This window comes from Pseudomonas sp. ATCC 43928 (assembly GCF_005938665.2).
Classification (GTDB): Bacteria; Pseudomonadota; Gammaproteobacteria; order Pseudomonadales; family Pseudomonadaceae; genus Aquipseudomonas.
In genome coordinates, this window is the sequence record NZ_CP041753.1 from 5129732 (window position 1) to 5148664 (window position 18933).

Below are 18933 nucleotides of genomic sequence, written 5' to 3' on the forward strand. Positions count from 1 at the left end.
AAGACCACGTCATGACCCGAACCAAACTCTCCCTGTTGATCCCGCTACTCGGCACCTTCAGCGCCCAGGCCTGGGCCGAGGACACCGAACAGCAGCCCGGCACCTTGAACATGCAAGCCACCGTCGTGTCCGCGACTCGCAGCGAAGCGAGCATCGCTTCGATTCCGGGCTCGGTCCAGGTGATCGACGAGCAGCAAGTCCGTGAGCAGAGCGGCGCGGGTCGCCGGGTCTCCGACATCCTCGGGCAATTGGTCCCGGGTATTGCGCCATCCAGCGGCGGGATGAGCAACTTCGGCCAGACCCTGCGCGGGCGCAACATGCTGGTGTTGATCGACGGCGTGTCGCAGAACGCCACCCGTGACAACTTCCGCCAGCTCAACAGCATCGCCCCGGCCAGCATCGAACGCATCGAAGTGATCTCCGGCGCCAGCAGCATTTACGGGGCCGGTGCTTCAGGCGGCATCATCAACATCATCACCAAGCGCAATCAGGGCCAGGACATTGCCTACAGCAGCAAACTGGGCCTGACCAGCGGTAACAACCTCAACAGAAAAGGCTTCGCCTACGAAGCTTTCCAGAGTGCCACCGGGCGCAAGGACGCGTTGGACTGGTATGTGTCCGCCGACCTGACCCAGCGCAACGACCAGTTCGACGGCAACGGCAACCGCATCCCCCAGGACACCTCCCAGGGCAGCAACATGGACACCGAAACCTATGACCTGCAAGGTCGTTTCGGTTACGAACTGGATGCCGACAAGAAAATCAGCCTGTCGCTGCAGGACTACAAGGACCAGCAGGACACCGGCTACACCAAAGACCCGAAAAACTCGCAGCAAGCGGTGGCCGTCAAAGGGCTGAAACTCGACGACCAACCCTATACCCATAACCAGGCGGTCAATCTCAACTACACCGACAAGGACTTCTACGGTCAGGGCCTGCAACTGGAAAGCTACTGGCGCCGCGCCGATGCACTGTTCTTTCCAGACCTGTCGCGAGGCAGAGCCGGGATCTCCAACAACAACAGTGTGCAGGACGTCTACGGCCTGCGCGCGGCCATCGACACGCCGCTGCCGGCGATCGGAAGCGCCACGGGCAATCTGGTCTGGGGTGCCGACTATGACAATGAGCGCTCCCGTCAACGAGGTGATCAATACACGCTCAATGGCCTGAACTACACAAAGACCGGTACCACCTACGAGCTGGGCCCGGACATCGAAACCACCACCAAATCGCTGTTCGGGCAGATGTCCTGGGACATCGGAGACTGGACCTTGCGTGGCGGAGTGCGCCGTGAATGGATCGAAAGCGACGTCTCCGACAGCATCGCTTATGGTCAGATCGTCCAGACCGGCATACGCGCAACGCTGCCCGGTGACACCCTCAAATACGACGCCACGCTGTACAACCTGGGGGCGGTCTACCACCTGAGTGAAAACCAGGACGTCTTCGCCAATTACAGCCAGGGGTTTTCGCTGCCGGATATCCAGCGCTTCATGCGTGACGTCAGCAGCACCTTCGACATCCAGAGTCTTAACGCCCAGGCCATCAAGGTCGACAGTTACGAGTTGGGCTGGCGTGGCAACTGGGACCAGTGGCAAGCCGACGTCACCGTGTACGAAAACACCTCGGACGTGACCCAGTTCTACGATGCCAATGATCGCGTATTGCGCCTGATCAACCAGAAAGAGCGAGTTCGCGGCATCGAAAACAGCCTGACCTACCGCGCGACCGATCACTGGTCGGTGGGTGGCACTTATGCCTGGGCCAAAGGCGAGACCGAGCAGAACGGCAAATGGATCGATCTGCCGGCCACACGCATCTCACCCGCCAAGACCACACTGTTCGTCGGCTACACCGAAGACGACTACAGCCTGCGCCTGCAAGGCATGCGTTTGGCCAATTACGATGCCGCCGCCAAGGACGACAATGGACGCGACATCGAAGGTTATACGCTGGTGGACCTGCTCGGCTCCGTGCAACTGCCGGTCGGTCGTCTTGAAGGCGGCGTGTACAACCTGACCAATCGCACGTACCAGAACCTGTTCACCCAAGCCAACGCCAGAGCGCCGTACGCCAATGCCGAAGGCCGCACGCTGAGCATGAGTTACTCGGTCGATTGGTAAAAACAGGAGCCGGCTTGCCAGCGATGCGATCTCGCGGCAATCGCCGGCAAGTCGGCTCCAGTGTTACAACCCGCGCAAATCCCGCTCTTCGATCGGCCGGCTCTGGCGCAGGCGCTTGCCGCCCAGCACCACCCAGTCGATCAGTCGGAACAGGCATTCAATGCCGAACGACAGCAGCAACGCGCCGCTCATGCCCCAGATCATCGCTTCCGGCGTCAGCAGGATCTGGTAGCTGTAGCCGTTCCAGGTTTCCTTGCGAATATCCGGGTCGGCCGCCAGCACCACTTGCAGGAAGCGGATGTACCACGGGCCCTGCATGGCCTGGAATTGCTTGTCGAGGGCCAGTTGACGGGTGAGCAAGGCGCTCAGGCTGTCGGCATCGCTGCGAAAGATCGGGTCTTCGCTGGCACGGTAATGGGCCACCAACGCCTGCATGTCGCCCTTGAAAAACTGATCGGCAGTGCCCTGAAAACCGCTCAAACCGCTCTGCGCCTCGATCAGATGCGCTTCGACCCGCTTGGCATAGTCACTGATGAACCCAGGCACCTGGACGCCGATCAACAGGCCTGCCGCAAACAACACCAGCCGTAGATAACTGAGCAACATGGGGGGAGAGATCCTTATTCGGTATTGCCCTGGCTGACGCATTCACCGCGTCGCCAGAGGCTCCATTGGCCCGGTTCGTAGCGGGTCCAGGTTTCGTTTTCGGTCAAGGGTTCGGTGGCGATCACCGTGACCACGTCGTTGGGCGTGGTTTCGGCCTGGAAGTCGACGATCACATCGACATCCTTCAAGCGTGCCGGGCCGAACGGGGCACGGCGAGTGATTTGCGCCAGTTTGGTCGAGCAGTAGCAGAACAGCCAGTCGCCGTCGCTGAGCAAGCAGTTGAACACGCCTTTGCTGCGGTACTCGGCACAAGCGGCCACCAGGTCCGGCAGCAGTTCTTCGATCTCTACCGGCTCAGGGAACGCAGCACGCACCCGGTTGAGCAAATCGCAGAATGCCGCTTCGCTGTCGGTATCGCCGACGGGGCGGTAGAAACTGGCGGTCGGGTTGAAGTCGGCCAACTGGCCATTGTGGGCGAAACACCAGTTGCGGCCCCACAACTCGCGCACAAACGGATGGGTGTTGGACAGGCAGACCTTGCCGACATTGGCCTGGCGGATGTGGCCGATCACCACTTCGCTCTTGATCGGATAGCGCTGCACCAGGTTCGCCACTTCCGACTCGCTGCTCGCCGCCGGGTCCTGGAACAGGCGCAGGCCACGGCCTTCATAGAAAGCGATGCCCCAACCGTCACGGTGCGGTCCGGTGCGGCCGCCGCGCTGCATCAGCCCGGTGAAGCTGAACACGATATCGGTCGGGACATTGGCGCTCATGCCCAATAACTCACACATGCTCGGACTCTCGATTCAATGCAGGGGCACAGTTACAGACGCGGCTCGACCCGCAGTCGCTGCGGGTTGCTCGGCACCGGTGGCCGACCGTAACGATCATCGCCGGCACCGCCGAACGGTTGATCGCCTTCGGGTTCGTCGGTGCGCGCCGCAGCCTTGGCCGCCTCTGCCCGCTCCTTGCGAGCCTTGGACGCGCGCTCGATCGGGAAACGGATCGCCACGAGAACCAGGTAAAGGCCGAAGGCAATCATGCTGTACATGAACAGGTCGGAAATCGCCCGCCAGGCGTTGTTGCCGACCTTGAACAGCAGATCCAGCACAGTAATGGCAATGGCCGGGGCGACCTTTTCCTTCACCGGGTCAATGATGGTCGGGCTGAACAGCAACACTGCCATCAGCAGCCGCAGCGGCTCACGCAGCCAACGCCACATCCAGCGGGTGATGCGCATCCACACCAACAGGCAGCCTAAAGCGGCAAAGGCGTAGAGGCCCCAAGCGATCAGATAGTCGTTCTCGGTCATGGTGTCCATGGCAAGGCAGGCAAAGAGGCGCTTATAGTAACGACTTTTCGCACTTCAGGCTGCCCCGCCGTCTGCGATCCCCCAATTTCGTACAACGTTCGAGAGTCCTTCATGCCCCTATCCGCCAACGTTTCCGACGCGCCCATTGCCCACAAGGCCGACGGCGATGACCCGTATGCCTGGCTGCAGGAGCGCGACACCGACGCAGTGCTCGATTACTTGAAAGCTGAAAACCGCTATCAGGAGGCGCAAACCGCCGATCAGGCCGGGCTGCGCGAAATCCTGTTCGAAGAGATCAAGGGGCGGATTCTCGAAACCGATCTGTCGCTGCCCTCGCCCTGGGGCCCGTACCTGTATTACACCCGCACCACGGCCGGCGACGAATACGCCCGTCATTACCGCTGCCCACGTCCGACCGATGGCAGCCTGCACATCGACGAAAGCCAGGAACTCCTGCTACTCGATCCGAACGTGCTGGCCAAGGGCGGTTTCTTTTCCCTGGGCGCGTTCAGCGTCAGCCCGGACCACCAGCGCCTGGCCTACAGCATCGATTCCAGTGGCGAGGAGGTTTACACGCTGTTCGTGAAGGAGTTGTCCAGCGGCCGCGTCAGCGAACTGGAATTCCAGGACTGCGACGGCAGCATGACCTGGGCCAATGACAGCCTGACGCTGTTCTTCGGTGAACTCGACGACACCCATCGCCCGCACAAACTGTTCCGCTATCGGCTGGACGGCACCGCCGCCGAAGAAGTGTTCCATGAACCAGATGGCCGATTCTTCCTGCATTGCTACCGCTCAAGTTCCGAACGGCAATTGCTGCTGTCGCTGGGCAGCAAGACCACCAGCGAAGTCTGGGTGCTCGACGCCTCACTGCCCCATCAGGCCTTTACCTGCCTGGCACCACGGGTCGAAGACCATGAGTACGATGTCGACCACGGCAAACTCGATGGCGAGTGGACATGGCTGATCCGCACCAACCGCGACGGCATCAACTTTGCCCTGTACCAGGCCGCCGACACCGGCGTCGCGCCGACCGAAGCCGACTGGCAGAACCTGATCCCCCACAGCGACGCGGTGATGATCGATGGCATGAGCCTGAACGCCGAGGCCATGACCTTAAGCCTGCGTGAAGGCGGCCTGCCGATCATTGAAGTCCGCCCACAAGGCCTGGCGCCGTATCGCGTGCAATTACCGGATGCGGCCTACAGCCTGCATGTGCAGAACAGCCTGGAATTTGTCAGCGACAGAATCCGTCTGCGCTACGAGGCCTTGAACCGTCCGGCGCAAATCCGTCAACTGATCCTGGCCACCGGCGAGCAGAAAGTCCTCAAGGAAACCCCGGTGCTCGGCCCGTTCGACGCCGACGCGTACGTCAGCCAGCGGCTTTGGGCCACGGCGCCGGACGGTACACAAGTGCCGATCAGCCTGGTGGTCAAACGCGAATTCCTCGGTAAACCGACGCCACTTTATCTGTACGGATATGGCGCTTACGGCGAAAGCCTCGACCCGTGGTTCTCCCACGCCCGCCTGAGCCTGCTGGATCGCGGCATGGCGTTTGCCATCGCGCATGTTCGCGGCGGCGGTGAATTGGGTGAAGCCTGGTATCGCGCCGGCAAGCAGGAACACAAGCACAACACTTTCAGCGACTTCATCGCCTGCGCCGAACACCTGATCGCCAACGGTTTCACCACCTCATCGCAGCTGGCAATCAGTGGCGGCAGCGCCGGTGGCCTGCTGATCGGCGCGGTGCTCAATCAGCGGCCAGAGCTGTTCGGTGCGGCAATAGCCGAAGTGCCGTTCGTCGACGTGCTCAACACCATGCTCGACCCGGAGTTGCCGCTGACCGTCACCGAATACGACGAATGGGGCAACCCGCAAGAGCCAGACGTCTATGATCGGATCAAGGCCTACGCCCCGTATGAAAACGTCACCGCGCAAGCCTATCCGGCAACGCTGGTGATCGCCGGCTACAACGACAGTCGCGTGCAGTACTGGGAAGCGGCCAAGTGGGTGGCGAAATTGCGCGCGACCAAAACCGACACCAATCCCCTGCTGCTCAAGACTGAATTGGGCGCCGGGCATGGCGGGATGAGCGGTCGCTACCAGGGATTACGTGACGTAGCCCTCGAATACGCATTTGTTTTGAAGGTTTTGGGCATTGCCTGAGGAACTTGGCCCGGCGTCCCGGTCTTAACACCAGACGCCGGGCGCGCCTGGAACAGCAACAGACACAAGAAAAAGACCGTGACGACATGTCAGAACCGACCTTACTGAACAAAGAAATTCGCGACTGGCTGATGGACTGCGGCCTGTTCGATCAACTGCTGCCGGCCGACTTCGTGGCGGCTTCAGGTTACTTCAGCATCAGCACCATCGCCGAAGGCGAAGAGATCTTCCATGAGGGCGATGCCGGCAGTTTCATGTGCATCATCCACACCGGCCAGGTTGCGGTGCAGAAGACCAACAGCGAAGGGCAACCGGTGACCATGGCCACCTTGCGCAGCGGTCGGGCGTTCGGCGAAATGGCAGTGCTCGACGGCGAACGGCGCTCAGCCAGTTGTGTGGCCGCGAGCAACTGCCAGTTGCTCAACCTGGGCAAGGACTCCCTGGAAAAGATGCTCAACGAAGCGCCGAAAATCGCCGCCAAGATCATCCGCGCCCTCGCCGTCTCCCTCTCCAAACGCTTGCGCATGGCCGACGGGCAACTGCTCTCGCAGCAGATCTAGACACTATCCGCCCGGCGTTTTGATTTTCGTCGTGCTCGGCTCAAGGCCCGGCAAGGTCTGGTCCTTGGGCGGGTTGGGCATTTCGATCGGCGGCAACAATGGTGGCCCACCGTTGCCGGTCTTGGGCACTGTGGTCGGGGTAATCTGCGGGTACGGCGTCGGCGTAGCAGTGCCGGGCGAACCGGGTATCGGCGTAGGGCCCGTGGGGATGGTTTGCTGCTCCTGGGCCTGCACTGCAGTTATCGAGAGCGCGGCCAAGGCAATGGCCGTTAGAATGATGCGCTTCATCAATGGCTCCGTTGGCCTTGTGGTCTATTGCAGGCTACTCCCAACTGCGCTCGTTTGCCTTCTTCCGCCTGTCATTTTCTCCTCAAGAGAGCCCCATGAAACGTTTCGTTCTGCTCGACACCACCCCCATTCCTGAAAACGGCGGTGCCCTGTGCCTGTTCGAATACGGCGAGGACTTCGTCATCAAGATTCAGGGCGGCGATGGCGGGCAGTTGATGAACACCCGCATGCACGGCTCCGAAGATGCCCTGGCGCAAATCCCCTGCCGCAAGGTCGCCGGCCGGCCGAATTCGCGGGTATTGATCGGCGGCCTGGGCATGGGCTTCACCCTCGCCTCGGCGCTCAAGCATTTGGGTAAGACCGCTGAAGTGGTGGTCGCCGAACTGGTGTCCGGCGTGGTGGAGTGGAACCGTGGGCCGCTGGGGGAAAAAGCCGGCAACCCATTGCTCGACCCGCGTACGGTGATCCGCATGGAAGACGTGGCCAAGGTGCTGCAAGCCGAGCCGCAGGGTTTCGACGCAATCATGCTCGACGTCGACAACGGCCCCGAAGGACTGACCCAGAAGGCCAACAGCTGGCTCTACTCCGCCGGTGGCCTGAGCGCCTGCGCCAAGGCCCTGCGACCCAAGGGCGTGCTGGCGGTGTGGTCGGCCAGCGCTGACCGGCAGTTTTCCGACAAGCTGAAAAAGGCCGGCTTCAAGGCCGAAGAAGTGCAGGTCTTCGCCCACGGCAACAAAGGCACCCGCCACACCATCTGGATTGCCGAGAAGCTCAAGGGCTAGGCTAAACTTCAACACATAACCGTCATTAGTCTTTTACAAAGGTGAACCCATGAGTTCGTCAACGCCTCCAACCAACACCTCAAAGTTGGACCGCATCCTCGCCGACAACCAGCGCGACAAGGAAATGGGTTACCGCGACAAGGCCCTGAAGATGTACCCGCACGTGTGCGGCCGCTGCGCCCGTGAGTTCTCCGGCAAACGCCTGAGCGAACTGACCGTGCACCACCGTGACCACAACCACGACAACAACCCGCAGGACGGTTCGAACTGGGAACTGTTGTGCCTGTATTGCCATGACAACGAGCATTCGCGTTACACAGATCAGCAGTATTTCGACGAAGGCTCGCTGAGTACGCCAAAGATTGCCAAGGCGACGCATAACCCGTTTGCGGCGTTGGCCGGACTGATGAAGAAAGAAGACTGAAGATCTGCTGATCGTTCCCACGCTCCGTGGGTACGATCATCTCCAAACTGAACACCCCTCCCCCAATCCCCGTATAATCGCGCTTTTTTTCCCGAAGGCACCCCGCTCGTGGCAGACAAACGGTACAGCTGCATTGGTTTGTATAACCCCAAATCACCGGAGAACGTCGGTTCGGTGATGCGCGCCGCCGGTTGCTATGGCGTGGCGTCGGTGTTTTACACCGGCAAGCGCTATGAGCGCGCCGCCGACTTCGTCACCGACACCAAGAAAGTCCACTACGACATTCCGCTGATCGGCATCGATGACCTGAAGAAAATCCTGCCGCTGGGCTGTGTACCGGTCGCCGTAGAACTGGTCGACGGCGCCCGCTCGCTGCCGGAATACACGCACCCGGATCGCGCCCTCTACATCTTCGGCCCCGAAGACGGTTCGCTGGATAAAGAGATCCGCGACTGGTGCGAAGACGTGGTCTATATCCCGACCACCGGCTGCATGAACCTGGCGGCCACGGTCAACGTGGTGCTGTACGACCGCATGGCCAAGGGCAACAACACCCGCTCAGGCCCGAAATTCCGCTGAATCACCGCACATCCGATGGAACGAGCCGACCGCCTCGGCAGTCAGCTTAATTATCCATTCTTGAAGCCTGGAGACAGATCATGAGCGACCTCAAACGCGTAGAGCGCATCGAATCCACCCCGTTCCAGACTCAGCCCGCGCAGAACGTCCAGGGTTGGGAGCGCATCGGTTCCCTGGCCGGCGGCGTGGTGATGGTCGGCAAAGGCCTGCGGCGCGGTGGTGTGTTCGGGTTGATTCAAGTGGCCATTGGCGGCGTAGCGATGGCGCGGGGTATTACCGGGCACAGTTCGGCGAAAAGCTTTCTGGAAAAGAGCCGTCAGGACATGGTTAACGCTCGGGCCAGGATTGAGCGTGCCGGGGAAGAGTTGAGTCGGTTGAAGGCCAATGCCGAGGCGGCGACCAAAACCGCCACCGTGACCGGGAATGATTCTTTGAAGTCGCCGAAAGCCGGGGTTTGATCCGGAATTTTCGGCGAGGCTCAGGGCCTCTTCGCGACCCGACTTGCCCGCGAAGGCGGTATTACTGAAGCAACCCGGTATCAAGCACCTTGGAAGACTCGCCAATAACGCTCTCACTGAGCTGAACGAATTCCTTGGTATCGACACTCTCCAAACGCATCGCCCCACGCAATACATCATCCAGCGAACGCTTGTTGCGGGTCTTCAGGCGAATCTCGCGATCCAGTTCCTGCAGCAACACCACCGCTTTGGCCACCTGCGCCGGGTTGATCTGCTCCCCGCGCAAGGTGGTGACCTTCTGGCTGGCCTTGGCCAACTTGCTCTGCAGGCTCTCATACCGCTCATCACTCATGCCGCCCGCACGGCGCACCAGTTCGATGGCGTAATAATCGGCAAACCCTTCGCTGATCCAGCCGCTGCGCTGGCTGTCGTTGATCCGCCCGAACACCTGAGCCAATTCACGCATCAAGGCACTGGTGCCGCTTTCGCTGACCAGCGGCAGGCGGCTATTGAGATAGATCGATTCCCGCGCGGCCAGGCTGCCACGCCACATCGGGTCATTGGCGCCGACGATCAGCAATTTGCTGGGGTGACGCGGAAAAACTTCCTGCACTTGCGGCCACACGAACGTCAGCAGCGTCAGCACATCCATGCGGCGCATCCCCTGGCCTTGGGGCGAGGCCACGGTGACTTCGGTTTCCCCCAACCGCGTGCGACGGCTGCCGAGGTTACCGGCGAGCATCCAGCCAGTGGGACGGTCGAACAGGCGCGAGACGTTATCGATGCGGAACTTGTTTTTGCCGATCCGCGGCCAGGCGGTTTCGACGCTTTTCCAACCGGTGGGCAATTCGAATTCCAGGCGTGACACCAACTCGATACCGTCCTGCTGATCGAGTTTCGCTGCGGGCACCAGGTCATCGCCACGCATCAGCGCCCACGTTGGCGTCATGCGTGTATCGAAGCTGCCGCTCTTGCGCCCGTGGCTGATGCGCACGCGGTAGGTCAGGCTGGCCTTGTCGGCGGCCGGGCGCCAGACACCACGGACCTGCGTGCCCGGTGTGAGCTGCCATTGGCCGTCGGCCTTGAAATCACTGTAGTGACTGCCGTCGCCCAAGTCGAAATCCAGACTGCGCACTGCCGAGCCTTGGGCCAGGGTCAGGCGCACTTCGGCCTGATCGCTTTGCGGCAACAGGCGCACGTGATAATCCAGATCGACTTTCTTCGCCGCCCACACGGGCGAACTCAGGGCCAGCAGCCCGACAGCCAACGCCCGGAGCACTCCCACCGCCATACACACTCCTATTGCTCGCGCCGGGCTGCGTAGCGGCCCAAAATTCTTGTGATCACCGCCGATTTTGTGAGTGCTGCGCACTGGAGCGCCAGCCCGGTCAAGCGGGAGCAAGCACCCTCGCCACAGACTAAATGGCATCGGGAATTAACCCGCGCGAAAAATCAGATGATCTTCCCAATCGTCTTCGGCCACGCTGCCTTCGGCGAGCATGCGCCCGGACTGGGAAATACGTTCGTGATGCACCGCATCACGATCACCGCACACCAGGTGATGCCAGAGCGGCAGGTCCTTGCCTTCGCTGACCAGTCGATAACCGCAGGTCGGCGGCAACCATTTGAACTCATCGGCCTTGCCCGGCGTGAGCTGGATGCAATCGGGGACAAAGTCGCGACGGTTGGGGTAATCGGTGCACTGACAGGTTTTGAGGTCCAGCAGTTTGCAGGCGATGCGCGTGTAGTAGACGGCGTTGTCGTCTTCATCCTCGAGCTTCTGCAGGCAGCACAGGCCACAGCCGTCGCACAGCGATTCCCATTCCTCTTGATCCAGTTGATCGAGGGTTTTGCGTATCCAGAACGGTTCGACTTTGGCGGCCATGGCTCAAGCATCAACATCAGGTGGTGAAAAGGCCGCCAGTCTAGTGCCAAGGCATCGGCGGGCCAAGCATTGGCGACTGCCGGTACGACGGCACTTGTCAGTTTTTGCGCCACCCAGTAGCTTTGCCAGTCGCAAGGAGCCCTCCCCAAGTGCCATTAACGCTCAACCGCGTTGCATTCAGGTGAACTGCTGGCTCAAAAAAACTGGCGCTCAGCTCAACTGTACCCGCCGGTTTTTCGACGACCCCCACTTTCAAACGTAAAGGAATCTCTTGATGAGTGCTAATCCACGCGTTGCCGATTACGCCATTCACCCTCAGTTCACCGATCGCTGGTCGCCCCGCGCCTTCACCGGTGAAACCATTCCCGAAGAGACCCTGCTGAGCTTCTTCGAAGCCGCCCGCTGGGCACCATCGGCGTACAACTCGCAGCCTTGGCGGTTTCTCTATGCGCGTCGCGACACGCCGAACTGGGAGCGTTACCTGGGCCTGCTGAACGAGTTCAACCGCAGCTGGGCGCAGCACGCCTCGGCGCTGGTGATCGTGATCTCGAAAACCACCTTCGTGGCACCTGGCGCCAGCGAAGAAACCCCGGCGCTGTGGCACACCTTCGACACAGGTTCCGCCTGGGGCCACCTGGCGTTGCAAGCGAGCATCAGCGGCTGGCACACCCACGGCATGGCCGGTTTCGATCAGGAGCTGACCCGCAAGGAGCTGAACATTCCTGAAGGCTACGCGCTGCACGCCGCCGTGGCGATCGGCAAGCTGGGCGACAAGGCGACACTGGCCGAGTACCTGCAAGCACGTGAAGAGCCAAGCCCGCGTCGTCCGCTGAGCGAGTTGGCGGCTGAAGGTAATTTCACCCTGTAAAAACAAAAGGTCGCAGCCTGCGGCAGCTCCCTACAGGTGTCCACAAAGCCCTGTAGGAGCTGCCGCAGGCTGCGACCTTTTCAGCTGCGCCTCAATACCCGCGCGCGAAATCCACTTCCCCACGCAACGCTTCACCCGCCTGATACGCCCGCAGGTTCTCGACAAACAGCTTCACCATCGCCGGTGGCGAAGTCGGTGCCGAGCTGTGGCCGGTCAGCAGCAGGCCCCACGCGGTCCAGAACGGATGACGTTGCGGCAGTGGTTCCTGACGGCAAACGTCGATCACAGCCCCGGCCAGATGCCCTTCCTTCAAGGCTTCCACCAGATCCGCATCGACCACCGCAACGCCGCGTCCGACGTTGATGAACAACCCGGTTGCCTTGAACTGCTTGAACAGGGCAGCGTCATACAGGTCGTGCGTATTGGGGGTATTCGGCAGCAGATTGATCACGTAATCCACCTCACCGACCAGGCGCGGCAAATCGCTCAGCGCGCCGACTTCGACAAAGGGCGCCTGCTCCCGGGCAGTGCTGGCGATGCCGTATAACTCGACGCCAAACGGCAGCAGAAACTGCGCCACTGTCTGACCGATATCACCGGTGCCGACAATCAGCACCTTTCGTCCAGCCAGGCTTTGACCCTGGCGATTGTCCCATTTGCGCTCGACCTGGCTGACCAGCCGCGCCAACACTTCGCGCTCGTGGCCGAGCATGTAAGTCAGCACGTATTCAGCCATGACCTGACCGAAAATCCCTACCGCGCGAGTCAGCCGATAGTGCCGTGGCAAGCCATCGGCCAGCAGCGGCGTGATACCGGCCCAAGTCGACTGCAACCATGCAGGCGTGTGGCCCTGACGCAACAGCGTCGCCAGCAGGTCCGGCTGACCGAGCCAGACCTGGCAGTCGGCGGCCTGACGGGCCAGTTCGGCGGAGTCGCCGCTGGTCAATACTTCCAGATCAGGCGCTACCTGACGCAACAGTTGGGCATACACAGGGTGGTCGTGTTCAGCAATCAGAACGCGCATGTTTCAAACCTTTCAAAAGCAGTGCAGACGACCGCCGACAGAGGATCACTCCATCGTCACGGCCATCGCCAAAATCATTCCAGTGTTTCATAAGGCTCTGAATAGAGCCTGTCTGCCGATTACATCGGGTCGTTGCGGCGCAGCAATTCTTCCGGCAAGTGTTCGATGTATTCATCCTCGGCCGGTGGCATTTGCAGGTGGTAGCCCTGCTTTTCGAGGTTCTCCAGTACTACAGCAATGTCTTCGCGCGACAGCTTGCGCTCGGGGGTCAACACCAGGTCGAAAGCGTGGATGGCTTTGCCGAAAGCCGCCATCAGGGGTTCAGGCACGCGCTCCAGTGCATCGCTTTTGAGCACATAGAGGTACATCCCGCTTTTCTTCGAGCTTCGATAAATCGAGCAAATACGTTTCAAGGCTGTTCTCCGGCGGTGGCCAGGCTGTCGAGCAGCGCCTGGCCCATCAATTCGCGGCGCCAGCCACGCAGCGAATCAGGCAATTGGTAAGGACCATTGGGGAAGCCGCTCTTGAGCAGCGCTTCCAGGGTTTTCTTGCGCAGCATCAGCTCCGGCGCGATGTTCAGGCGCTCGGCTTCGGCCTGGCCGATGGCACGCAGCTGTTTGACCAGCGCGGCGGCTTCTACCGGCAATGGCTCCGGCACCGCTGGCGGCCACTGATCAGGCGACACACTGCCAGAGCGCTTGATCAGATCAAGCAGAAATTCGCCGTCCTGACGCACGGTGCGCGGGTGCATGTCTTCGATTTTCGCCAGTGCGCCGAGGTTGTCCGGTTGGGTGCGTGCCAACGGCCACAGTGAATGTTCACGGATAATGCGGTTGCGCGGCAGATCACGGGCGCGGGCTTCACGCTCGCGCCAGGCGCAGAGTTCACGCAACACGGCGAGTTGGGCGCGGGACAGCTTCCAGGCCAGTTTGGCGTCGCGATAGACCTCGTACGGGTCGACCTCGCGCCGCAGATTGGCGACCAGCTCGGCACCGTCTTCCAGGACCCACGCGTATTTTTCGTCAGAAAGCTTCGGACGCAGCTGTACGAAAACCTCCGCCAGATGCACGGCATCTTCGGCGGCGTAGCTGATCTGAGTCTCGGACAGTGGACGTTGCAGCCAGTCGGAACGGGTCTCGCCCTTGGGCAGGTCGATGCCGAGCACGTCCTGCACCAGCCGCGAATAGCCCATGGAGAAACCCAGGTTCAGGTAAGCAGCGGCCAGTTGGGTGTCGAACAGCGGCGCCGGCAGACTGCCGGTCAGGCGCAGCAGGACTTCGAGGTCTTCGCTGCACGCATGCACGACCTTGACCACGGCCGGGTTTTCCAGCAACGCGGCCAAGGGCTGCCAGTTGTCGATGGTCAGTGGGTCAATCAGGTAAGCGCGTACGCCATCGCCGATCTGCAGCAGGCCTGCGATCGGGTAAAAGGTGTCGACCCGCATGAATTCGGTGTCGAGGGCAACGAATGGCAGCTGCTGCCACTCGGTGCAAAACTGACCGAGGCTATCGTTGTCGCGAATCCAGTGAATATCGATGGCCACACGGCTCTCCCTTGAAGAATGGCGCGCAGTATATATCGCCCCCGGCGATTTCCGCGCATCCACTGAACAAGAGCTTTAGCGAAAATACCTGCCGGACAGCAAGAATTGTCTGAAAGGCTAGCTGTCCTTACGCAACACGTAGACCCGCATCCGCGTGCAACCCGGTACCAAGTCCTGATGACTGAGCAAGCAGAAACCCGCTTGCCTGAACTCGGCCTCAAGCTCGGCCTTGCTGGCCTGTGGCTGGGCCTGTGCGCCCTCCACGTCCGAACGCTCGAGCTTGAAACGCCCATCAACCCGCACCGCCACAATCACGGTATCGCGACTGACCCGGTGGAACTCGCCCAGCATGGCCAATCGATGCTCGGGACAGGCAATGCGTTGAAACAGTTGCAGGCAAAAAATGCAGTCAACCGCATTCGCCGACAAGCCGATGGTGAAGGCAGAACTCTGAAAGGTCTTGATCCGTTTCAGCAGGTTCTGCGGATGGTGGGTGCTGGCGTGATCGAGCATGTCCTGAGACGGATCGGTCGCGAGAATCACCCGGTTCGCATGCTCGGCCAGAACTGGCCAGAAACGCCCGACCCCGCAGGCCACATCAAGAATCAATCCCGGTTCGCCAGCGACCTGAAGCGCGTTACGCACCAATTGCTCTTCGCGCCAGAACGTCAAACGCCCCGCCAGGCCGCGCGGTCGCGGCTGTTTACAGACGCGGGCGTGTTCCTGATCGTAGCGCCGGGCGAACTCAAGCTCGAAGGCGGATGGGGGCTGCGCGGACATGTGTAATGGCTCTTGTTGGATGTTCCAGGCGCCGCAGATTAGCGGTCGTTACGTGAAAAAAAGCTCGAGTCGCTCATTTTTTGGCCAGCACACCGTCGCCCATTGCGCCGCGGCATCCGGCGAACATATCCAGACCCGGGTTGTAGACCGTGCTGTTGACCTCCAGCAGACCGAGCATCGAATGGAACAGGTTGTCCTGGCTCAAGGGTTTTTCACGATTCAGTTGCAGGCAATGGGTGTCCACCGAGAACGACTTTTGATAGCTGTCGGAGAACCACGCCAGCATCGCTACATGTTTCTGTTGTTCCGGTGCGAGCATGTAAGGCGTGCCATGCAGGAACAGGTTGTATTCGCCCAGCGACTCGCCGTGGTCCGACAGATACAGCATCGCGGTATCGACTTTGCCCTGGTTGCTGCGCAACAGATCGATCAGGGTCGACAGCACGTGGTCGGTATACACCAGCGTATTGTCGTAGCCATTGACGATGCTTTCGCGGCTGCAATTGTTCAGCGCATTGCTTTCACACACAGGTGTGAAGTGTTCGTATTCTTTCGGGTAGCGCTTGAAGTATTCCGGACCGTGACTGCCCATTTGGTGCAGGACCAGCACGGTGTCTTTATTCAGCGTGTCGATGAAGTGCTGCATGCCTTGCAGGAGAATTTCATCGCGGCACTCGCTGTTGGCGCACAGCACAGGGTCTTTCAGGTCACTCACGTCATCGACAGTGACCCGATCGCAGGTGCCTTTGCAGCCCGACTGGTTATCGCGCCAGATCACCTCGAGACCGGCACGCTTGAGCACGTCCAGCAGGCCTTCCTGGTTCTTCGCCTTGCTGGCGTCGTAATCCTTGCGCCCCATGTTGGAGAACATGCAGGGCACCGACACCGCCGTTTCCGTCCCGCACGAATGCACATCGGTGAAGGCAATCAGGCCGGATTCCTTACTCAGTTTCGGCGTGGTGTCGCGGTCATAACCCAGGATGCCGAAGTTCTCGGCCCGGGCACTTTCGCCCACCACCAGTACCGTCAGGGATTTACGGTCGTGGGCCTGCCAGGCCGGTTTTTTCTGGGCATCTTCACCCAGTTTGGCGAAAGGTTGCCGTGCAGACACCACTTGCTCACGCAGATAACCGAACGAGGCACCGATGTAGTTGCTCGGCACCACCATCAGACGCAATTCATGGTGATTGCGAAACAACGACGACAGGCCTTGATAGTTGACCAATGCGACACCGCCGATCACCGCAACCGAGGCGACGCTCACCAGCACTTTACTTAATAACTCACGGTGCCAGCGACGATAATTAACCGGGATTTTCCACAACAACCACGACGGCAAGACGCCGAGCAGCACGATATAAACAAACAGTTTTAGCGAGAGTAAGTCGCGTACTTCCGTGGCATTGGTTTCGGCGAAGTTACGCAACATACCGGCGTCGATCAGCACGCCATATTGGCTCATGAAGTACGCCACACCGGCACTGATCAGAAAGATCAGCGTCAACACGGGTTTCATCACGGGTCGGAATGCCAGCAAGGTCAGCACAATGTTGAAGGCCGCCAGGATCATCAGCCCGAACGCGACACGCATGACGATGCCTTGACCGTCTGCTGCGGTGATATCGAAGAGGTGTTGCCAGAGAACTAAATTGAACCCTGCCAATAGAAAGGCACTGGAAACCAACGTCACCCATTCGGGGCGCACGGCTTTGAACTTCAACATGTGATCAGCTGTTCCTGAAAAGAAGTGCCCGCGGCAAATGTGAAAATTTCATTGACCGAGACGCCACAAATCTTAATCAGTCAACCATCAATATTTCGTGAAAAAGAAGCCAACGAATAGTTGGCTTCTGGTATTAGGCCAAAACTTCCAACACTGGCGACCCGTTTCAAGCCTGATGCAGATACCAGCGCCAGTCCTGCTCACCGACTTCGCCCATGAATTGCCGGTATTCGGCTCGTTTCACTGCCAGATAGACGCCAAGAAACTCACTACCGAATGCTTCCCCGGCCCAATTCGAGCCTTCCAGCGCTCGCAACGTGGTCAACCAGTCGGTCGGCAACAATTGCGCGGCCTGGGCGTAACCGTTGCCCTCCACCGGCGCCCCGGGGTCAAGTTGCTCGCGGATGCCGCGATGAATACCGGCCAGGATCGCCGCCGCCGCCAGATACGGGTTGGCGTCGGCACCACAAATACGGTGCTCGATATGCCGGGAGAATGCCGGCCCGCCGGGCACTCGCAAACTCACGGTGCGGTTGTCCACGCCCCAAGTGGCCGCCAGGGGTGCGTAGCTGTTGGTCTGGAAACGACGGTACGAGTTGGCGTTCGGACAGAACAACAGCAACGCATCGAGCAATGTGGCGAGCATCCCGCCGACCGCGTGTTTGAGCAGCGGCGTGCCGACCGGGGCCTCGCTGGCGAACAGGTTATTGCCGTCCTTGTCCGCCAGGCTGACATGCATGTGCATGCCGGTGCCGGCTAGGTCATCGAACGGCTTGGCCATGAAACAAGCCGTCATCCCGTGCTTGTGCGCCACGCCCTTGACCAGCCGCTTGTAGCGCACGGCTTCGTCCATCGCCTGCAAAGCGTCGGTGCGGTGTTCGAGGGTGATTTCCACTTGCCCCGGCGCGTATTCGGAAATCGCCGTGCGCGCCGGAATGCCCTGGAGCTTGCAGGCGCTGTAGAGGTCGGCCAGAAATGGCTCGATCTGTTCCAGTTCACGCAAGCCGTAGACCTGAGTCCCGCGTGGCCGCCCGCCATCGACATCCCGCGCCGGTTGCGGCCGACCGTTGCCGTCGCGCTGCTGATCCAGCAGATAGAACTCCAGCTCCGCCGCCATCACCGGGTAATAACCGTCGGCCTGCAAGCCTTCGATGACCTTGGCCAGCAGGTGCCGTGGGTCGGCGATGGTCGCGGGCATGCCCTCTTGCGGATGCATGCTGACCTGCACCGCCGCCGTGGGAATCAGTCGCCACGGCATGCGCTGCAAACTGCCGCTGACGGGATAAGCACGACAATCGATATCACCGACGTCCCAGACCAGACCGGAGTTTTCCACGTCATCGCCATTGATGGTCAGGCCCAGGATGGTACTCGGCAGCGGTCGACCGCTTTCGTACACCGCCAGCAACTCATCGCGATGCAGCAATTTGCCTCGTGGCACACCGTTGTTGTCGAGGATGAACAGCTCGAACATCTCGATATCCGGGTTCTGCTCAAGAAAGGTCAGGGCTTGCTCTTTGGTAGCGAAGGATGTCTTGGCACAGCTCATGGGAATTCTCGTCTATCCGCGTCAGGCAAACGCACAGGCGCCGCCGGTTTGATCCCGGCGCATGGCGCGGGACCTGTCAGAACAATCAACGGGAGATGCAAGAATCCGGCGGGCGCGCGTGACGGCAGTGCCACAAGGCCCAGAAGGCGAGTTCGGAAGGGAGTGCGACTGGACAACCGTCCATAGAGAAGACCGCGATAAACAGATGAGCAGCAGCGTCACACGGGCGGTTAAGCCGTTAAATCGGGATTTGAAGAACCTTG

The 18933-nt window shown here is 60.4% G+C and carries 20 protein-coding genes; 8 read left to right on the forward strand and 12 right to left on the reverse strand.

Features of this window, described 5'->3' with window-relative positions:
• Positions 1-11 precede the first annotated feature (11 nt).
• Positions 12-2123 (forward strand): TonB-dependent receptor, encoded by a 2112-nt coding sequence (locus FFH90_RS23350; RefSeq protein ID WP_018926753.1) that lies wholly within the window; start codon positions 12-14, stop codon positions 2121-2123.
• Between the two features lie 63 nt (positions 2124-2186).
• Here FFH90_RS23350 and FFH90_RS23355 read toward each other — a convergent pair whose 3' ends face one another.
• From FFH90_RS23355 to FFH90_RS23365, 3 genes are read right to left on the reverse strand one after another with little or no spacing between them, the layout of a single operon-like run.
• Positions 2187-2729 carry a DUF2937 family protein gene (locus tag FFH90_RS23355; protein ID WP_138866160.1) on the reverse strand — a complete coding sequence of 181 codons (543 nt, stop codon included), beginning with the start codon at positions 2727-2729 and terminating at the stop codon, positions 2187-2189.
• 14 nt (positions 2730-2743) lie between these two features.
• On the reverse strand, positions 2744-3520 hold the full coding sequence (locus FFH90_RS23360) for a class II glutamine amidotransferase (protein WP_018926755.1): 777 nt from the start codon (positions 3518-3520) through the stop codon (positions 2744-2746).
• Between the two features lie 32 nt (positions 3521-3552).
• Positions 3553-4050 carry a hypothetical protein gene (locus FFH90_RS23365; protein ID WP_026286473.1) on the reverse strand — a complete coding sequence of 166 codons (498 nt, stop codon included), beginning with the start codon at positions 4048-4050 and terminating at the stop codon, positions 3553-3555.
• Positions 4051-4152: 102 nt separating this feature from the next.
• Between FFH90_RS23365 and FFH90_RS23370 the strand changes: the two genes are divergently transcribed.
• Positions 4153-6207 carry a S9 family peptidase gene (locus FFH90_RS23370; RefSeq protein ID WP_138866161.1) on the forward strand — a complete coding sequence of 685 codons (2055 nt, stop codon included), beginning with the start codon at positions 4153-4155 and terminating at the stop codon, positions 6205-6207.
• 86 nt (positions 6208-6293) lie between these two features.
• Positions 6294-6767 (forward strand): cyclic nucleotide-binding domain-containing protein, encoded by a 474-nt coding sequence (locus tag FFH90_RS23375; RefSeq protein ID WP_018926758.1) that lies wholly within the window; start codon positions 6294-6296, stop codon positions 6765-6767.
• A gap of 3 nt (positions 6768-6770) precedes the next feature.
• Here the strand turns inward: FFH90_RS23375 and FFH90_RS23380 are convergent, their stop codons facing one another.
• Positions 6771-7055 carry a hypothetical protein gene (locus tag FFH90_RS23380; RefSeq protein ID WP_018926759.1) on the reverse strand — a complete coding sequence of 95 codons (285 nt, stop codon included), beginning with the start codon at positions 7053-7055 and terminating at the stop codon, positions 6771-6773.
• A gap of 95 nt (positions 7056-7150) precedes the next feature.
• Between FFH90_RS23380 and FFH90_RS23385 the strand changes: the two genes are divergently transcribed.
• From FFH90_RS23385 to FFH90_RS23400, 4 genes are all read left to right on the forward strand, one after another.
• Positions 7151-7837 (forward strand): spermidine synthase, encoded by a 687-nt coding sequence (locus FFH90_RS23385; protein WP_138866162.1) that lies wholly within the window; start codon positions 7151-7153, stop codon positions 7835-7837.
• A 49-nt stretch (positions 7838-7886) separates the two neighbouring features.
• Positions 7887-8261, forward strand: a complete 375-nt coding sequence (locus FFH90_RS23390) for a YajD family HNH nuclease (protein WP_007942195.1) — start codon at positions 7887-7889, stop codon at positions 8259-8261.
• A gap of 108 nt (positions 8262-8369) precedes the next feature.
• Positions 8370-8840 carry an RNA methyltransferase gene (locus FFH90_RS23395; protein WP_007942196.1) on the forward strand — a complete coding sequence of 157 codons (471 nt, stop codon included), beginning with the start codon at positions 8370-8372 and terminating at the stop codon, positions 8838-8840.
• Positions 8841-8920: 80 nt separating this feature from the next.
• Positions 8921-9298, forward strand: a complete 378-nt coding sequence (locus FFH90_RS23400) for a DUF2892 domain-containing protein (RefSeq protein ID WP_018926761.1) — start codon at positions 8921-8923, stop codon at positions 9296-9298.
• Between the two features lie 61 nt (positions 9299-9359).
• Here FFH90_RS23400 and FFH90_RS23405 read toward each other — a convergent pair whose 3' ends face one another.
• Together FFH90_RS23405 and FFH90_RS23410 are read right to left on the reverse strand one after the other, a co-directional pair.
• Positions 9360-10589 carry a hypothetical protein gene (locus FFH90_RS23405; protein ID WP_138866163.1) on the reverse strand — a complete coding sequence of 410 codons (1230 nt, stop codon included), beginning with the start codon at positions 10587-10589 and terminating at the stop codon, positions 9360-9362.
• A gap of 144 nt (positions 10590-10733) precedes the next feature.
• A complete protein-coding gene (locus FFH90_RS23410) occupies positions 10734-11183 on the reverse strand; it encodes a YcgN family cysteine cluster protein (RefSeq protein ID WP_007942199.1) in 450 nt (149 codons plus the stop codon).
• Positions 11184-11457: 274 nt separating this feature from the next.
• Between FFH90_RS23410 and FFH90_RS23415 the strand changes: the two genes are divergently transcribed.
• Positions 11458-12051: a nitroreductase family protein gene (locus FFH90_RS23415; RefSeq protein WP_007942200.1), complete on the forward strand. Its 594-nt coding sequence runs from the start codon at positions 11458-11460 to the stop codon at positions 12049-12051.
• Between the two features lie 91 nt (positions 12052-12142).
• Here FFH90_RS23415 and FFH90_RS23420 read toward each other — a convergent pair whose 3' ends face one another.
• The 6 genes from FFH90_RS23420 to FFH90_RS23445 form a co-directional block, all read right to left on the reverse strand.
• Positions 12143-13075, reverse strand: a complete 933-nt coding sequence (locus tag FFH90_RS23420; RefSeq protein WP_064619692.1) for a D-2-hydroxyacid dehydrogenase — start codon at positions 13073-13075, stop codon at positions 12143-12145.
• Positions 13076-13194: 119 nt separating this feature from the next.
• Positions 13195-13488 carry a YcgL domain-containing protein gene (locus FFH90_RS23425; protein ID WP_064619695.1) on the reverse strand — a complete coding sequence of 98 codons (294 nt, stop codon included), beginning with the start codon at positions 13486-13488 and terminating at the stop codon, positions 13195-13197.
• Positions 13485-14618 (reverse strand): ribonuclease D, encoded by a 1134-nt coding sequence (gene rnd / locus FFH90_RS23430; protein ID WP_064619698.1) that lies wholly within the window; start codon positions 14616-14618, stop codon positions 13485-13487. Before rnd ends, FFH90_RS23425 begins: the two co-directional genes overlap by 4 nt.
• Positions 14619-14735: 117 nt before the next feature.
• A complete protein-coding gene (locus FFH90_RS23435) occupies positions 14736-15398 on the reverse strand; it encodes a class I SAM-dependent methyltransferase (RefSeq protein ID WP_086944842.1) in 663 nt (220 codons plus the stop codon).
• A gap of 73 nt (positions 15399-15471) precedes the next feature.
• Positions 15472-17121 (reverse strand): phosphoethanolamine transferase, encoded by a 1650-nt coding sequence (locus tag FFH90_RS23440; RefSeq protein WP_018926767.1) that lies wholly within the window; start codon positions 17119-17121, stop codon positions 15472-15474.
• Between the two features lie 166 nt (positions 17122-17287).
• Complete coding sequence (locus FFH90_RS23445; protein ID WP_138866164.1) at positions 17288-18670, reverse strand: glutamine synthetase family protein; 1383 nt, start codon at positions 18668-18670, stop codon at positions 17288-17290.
• Positions 18671-18933: the final 263 nt, after the last annotated feature.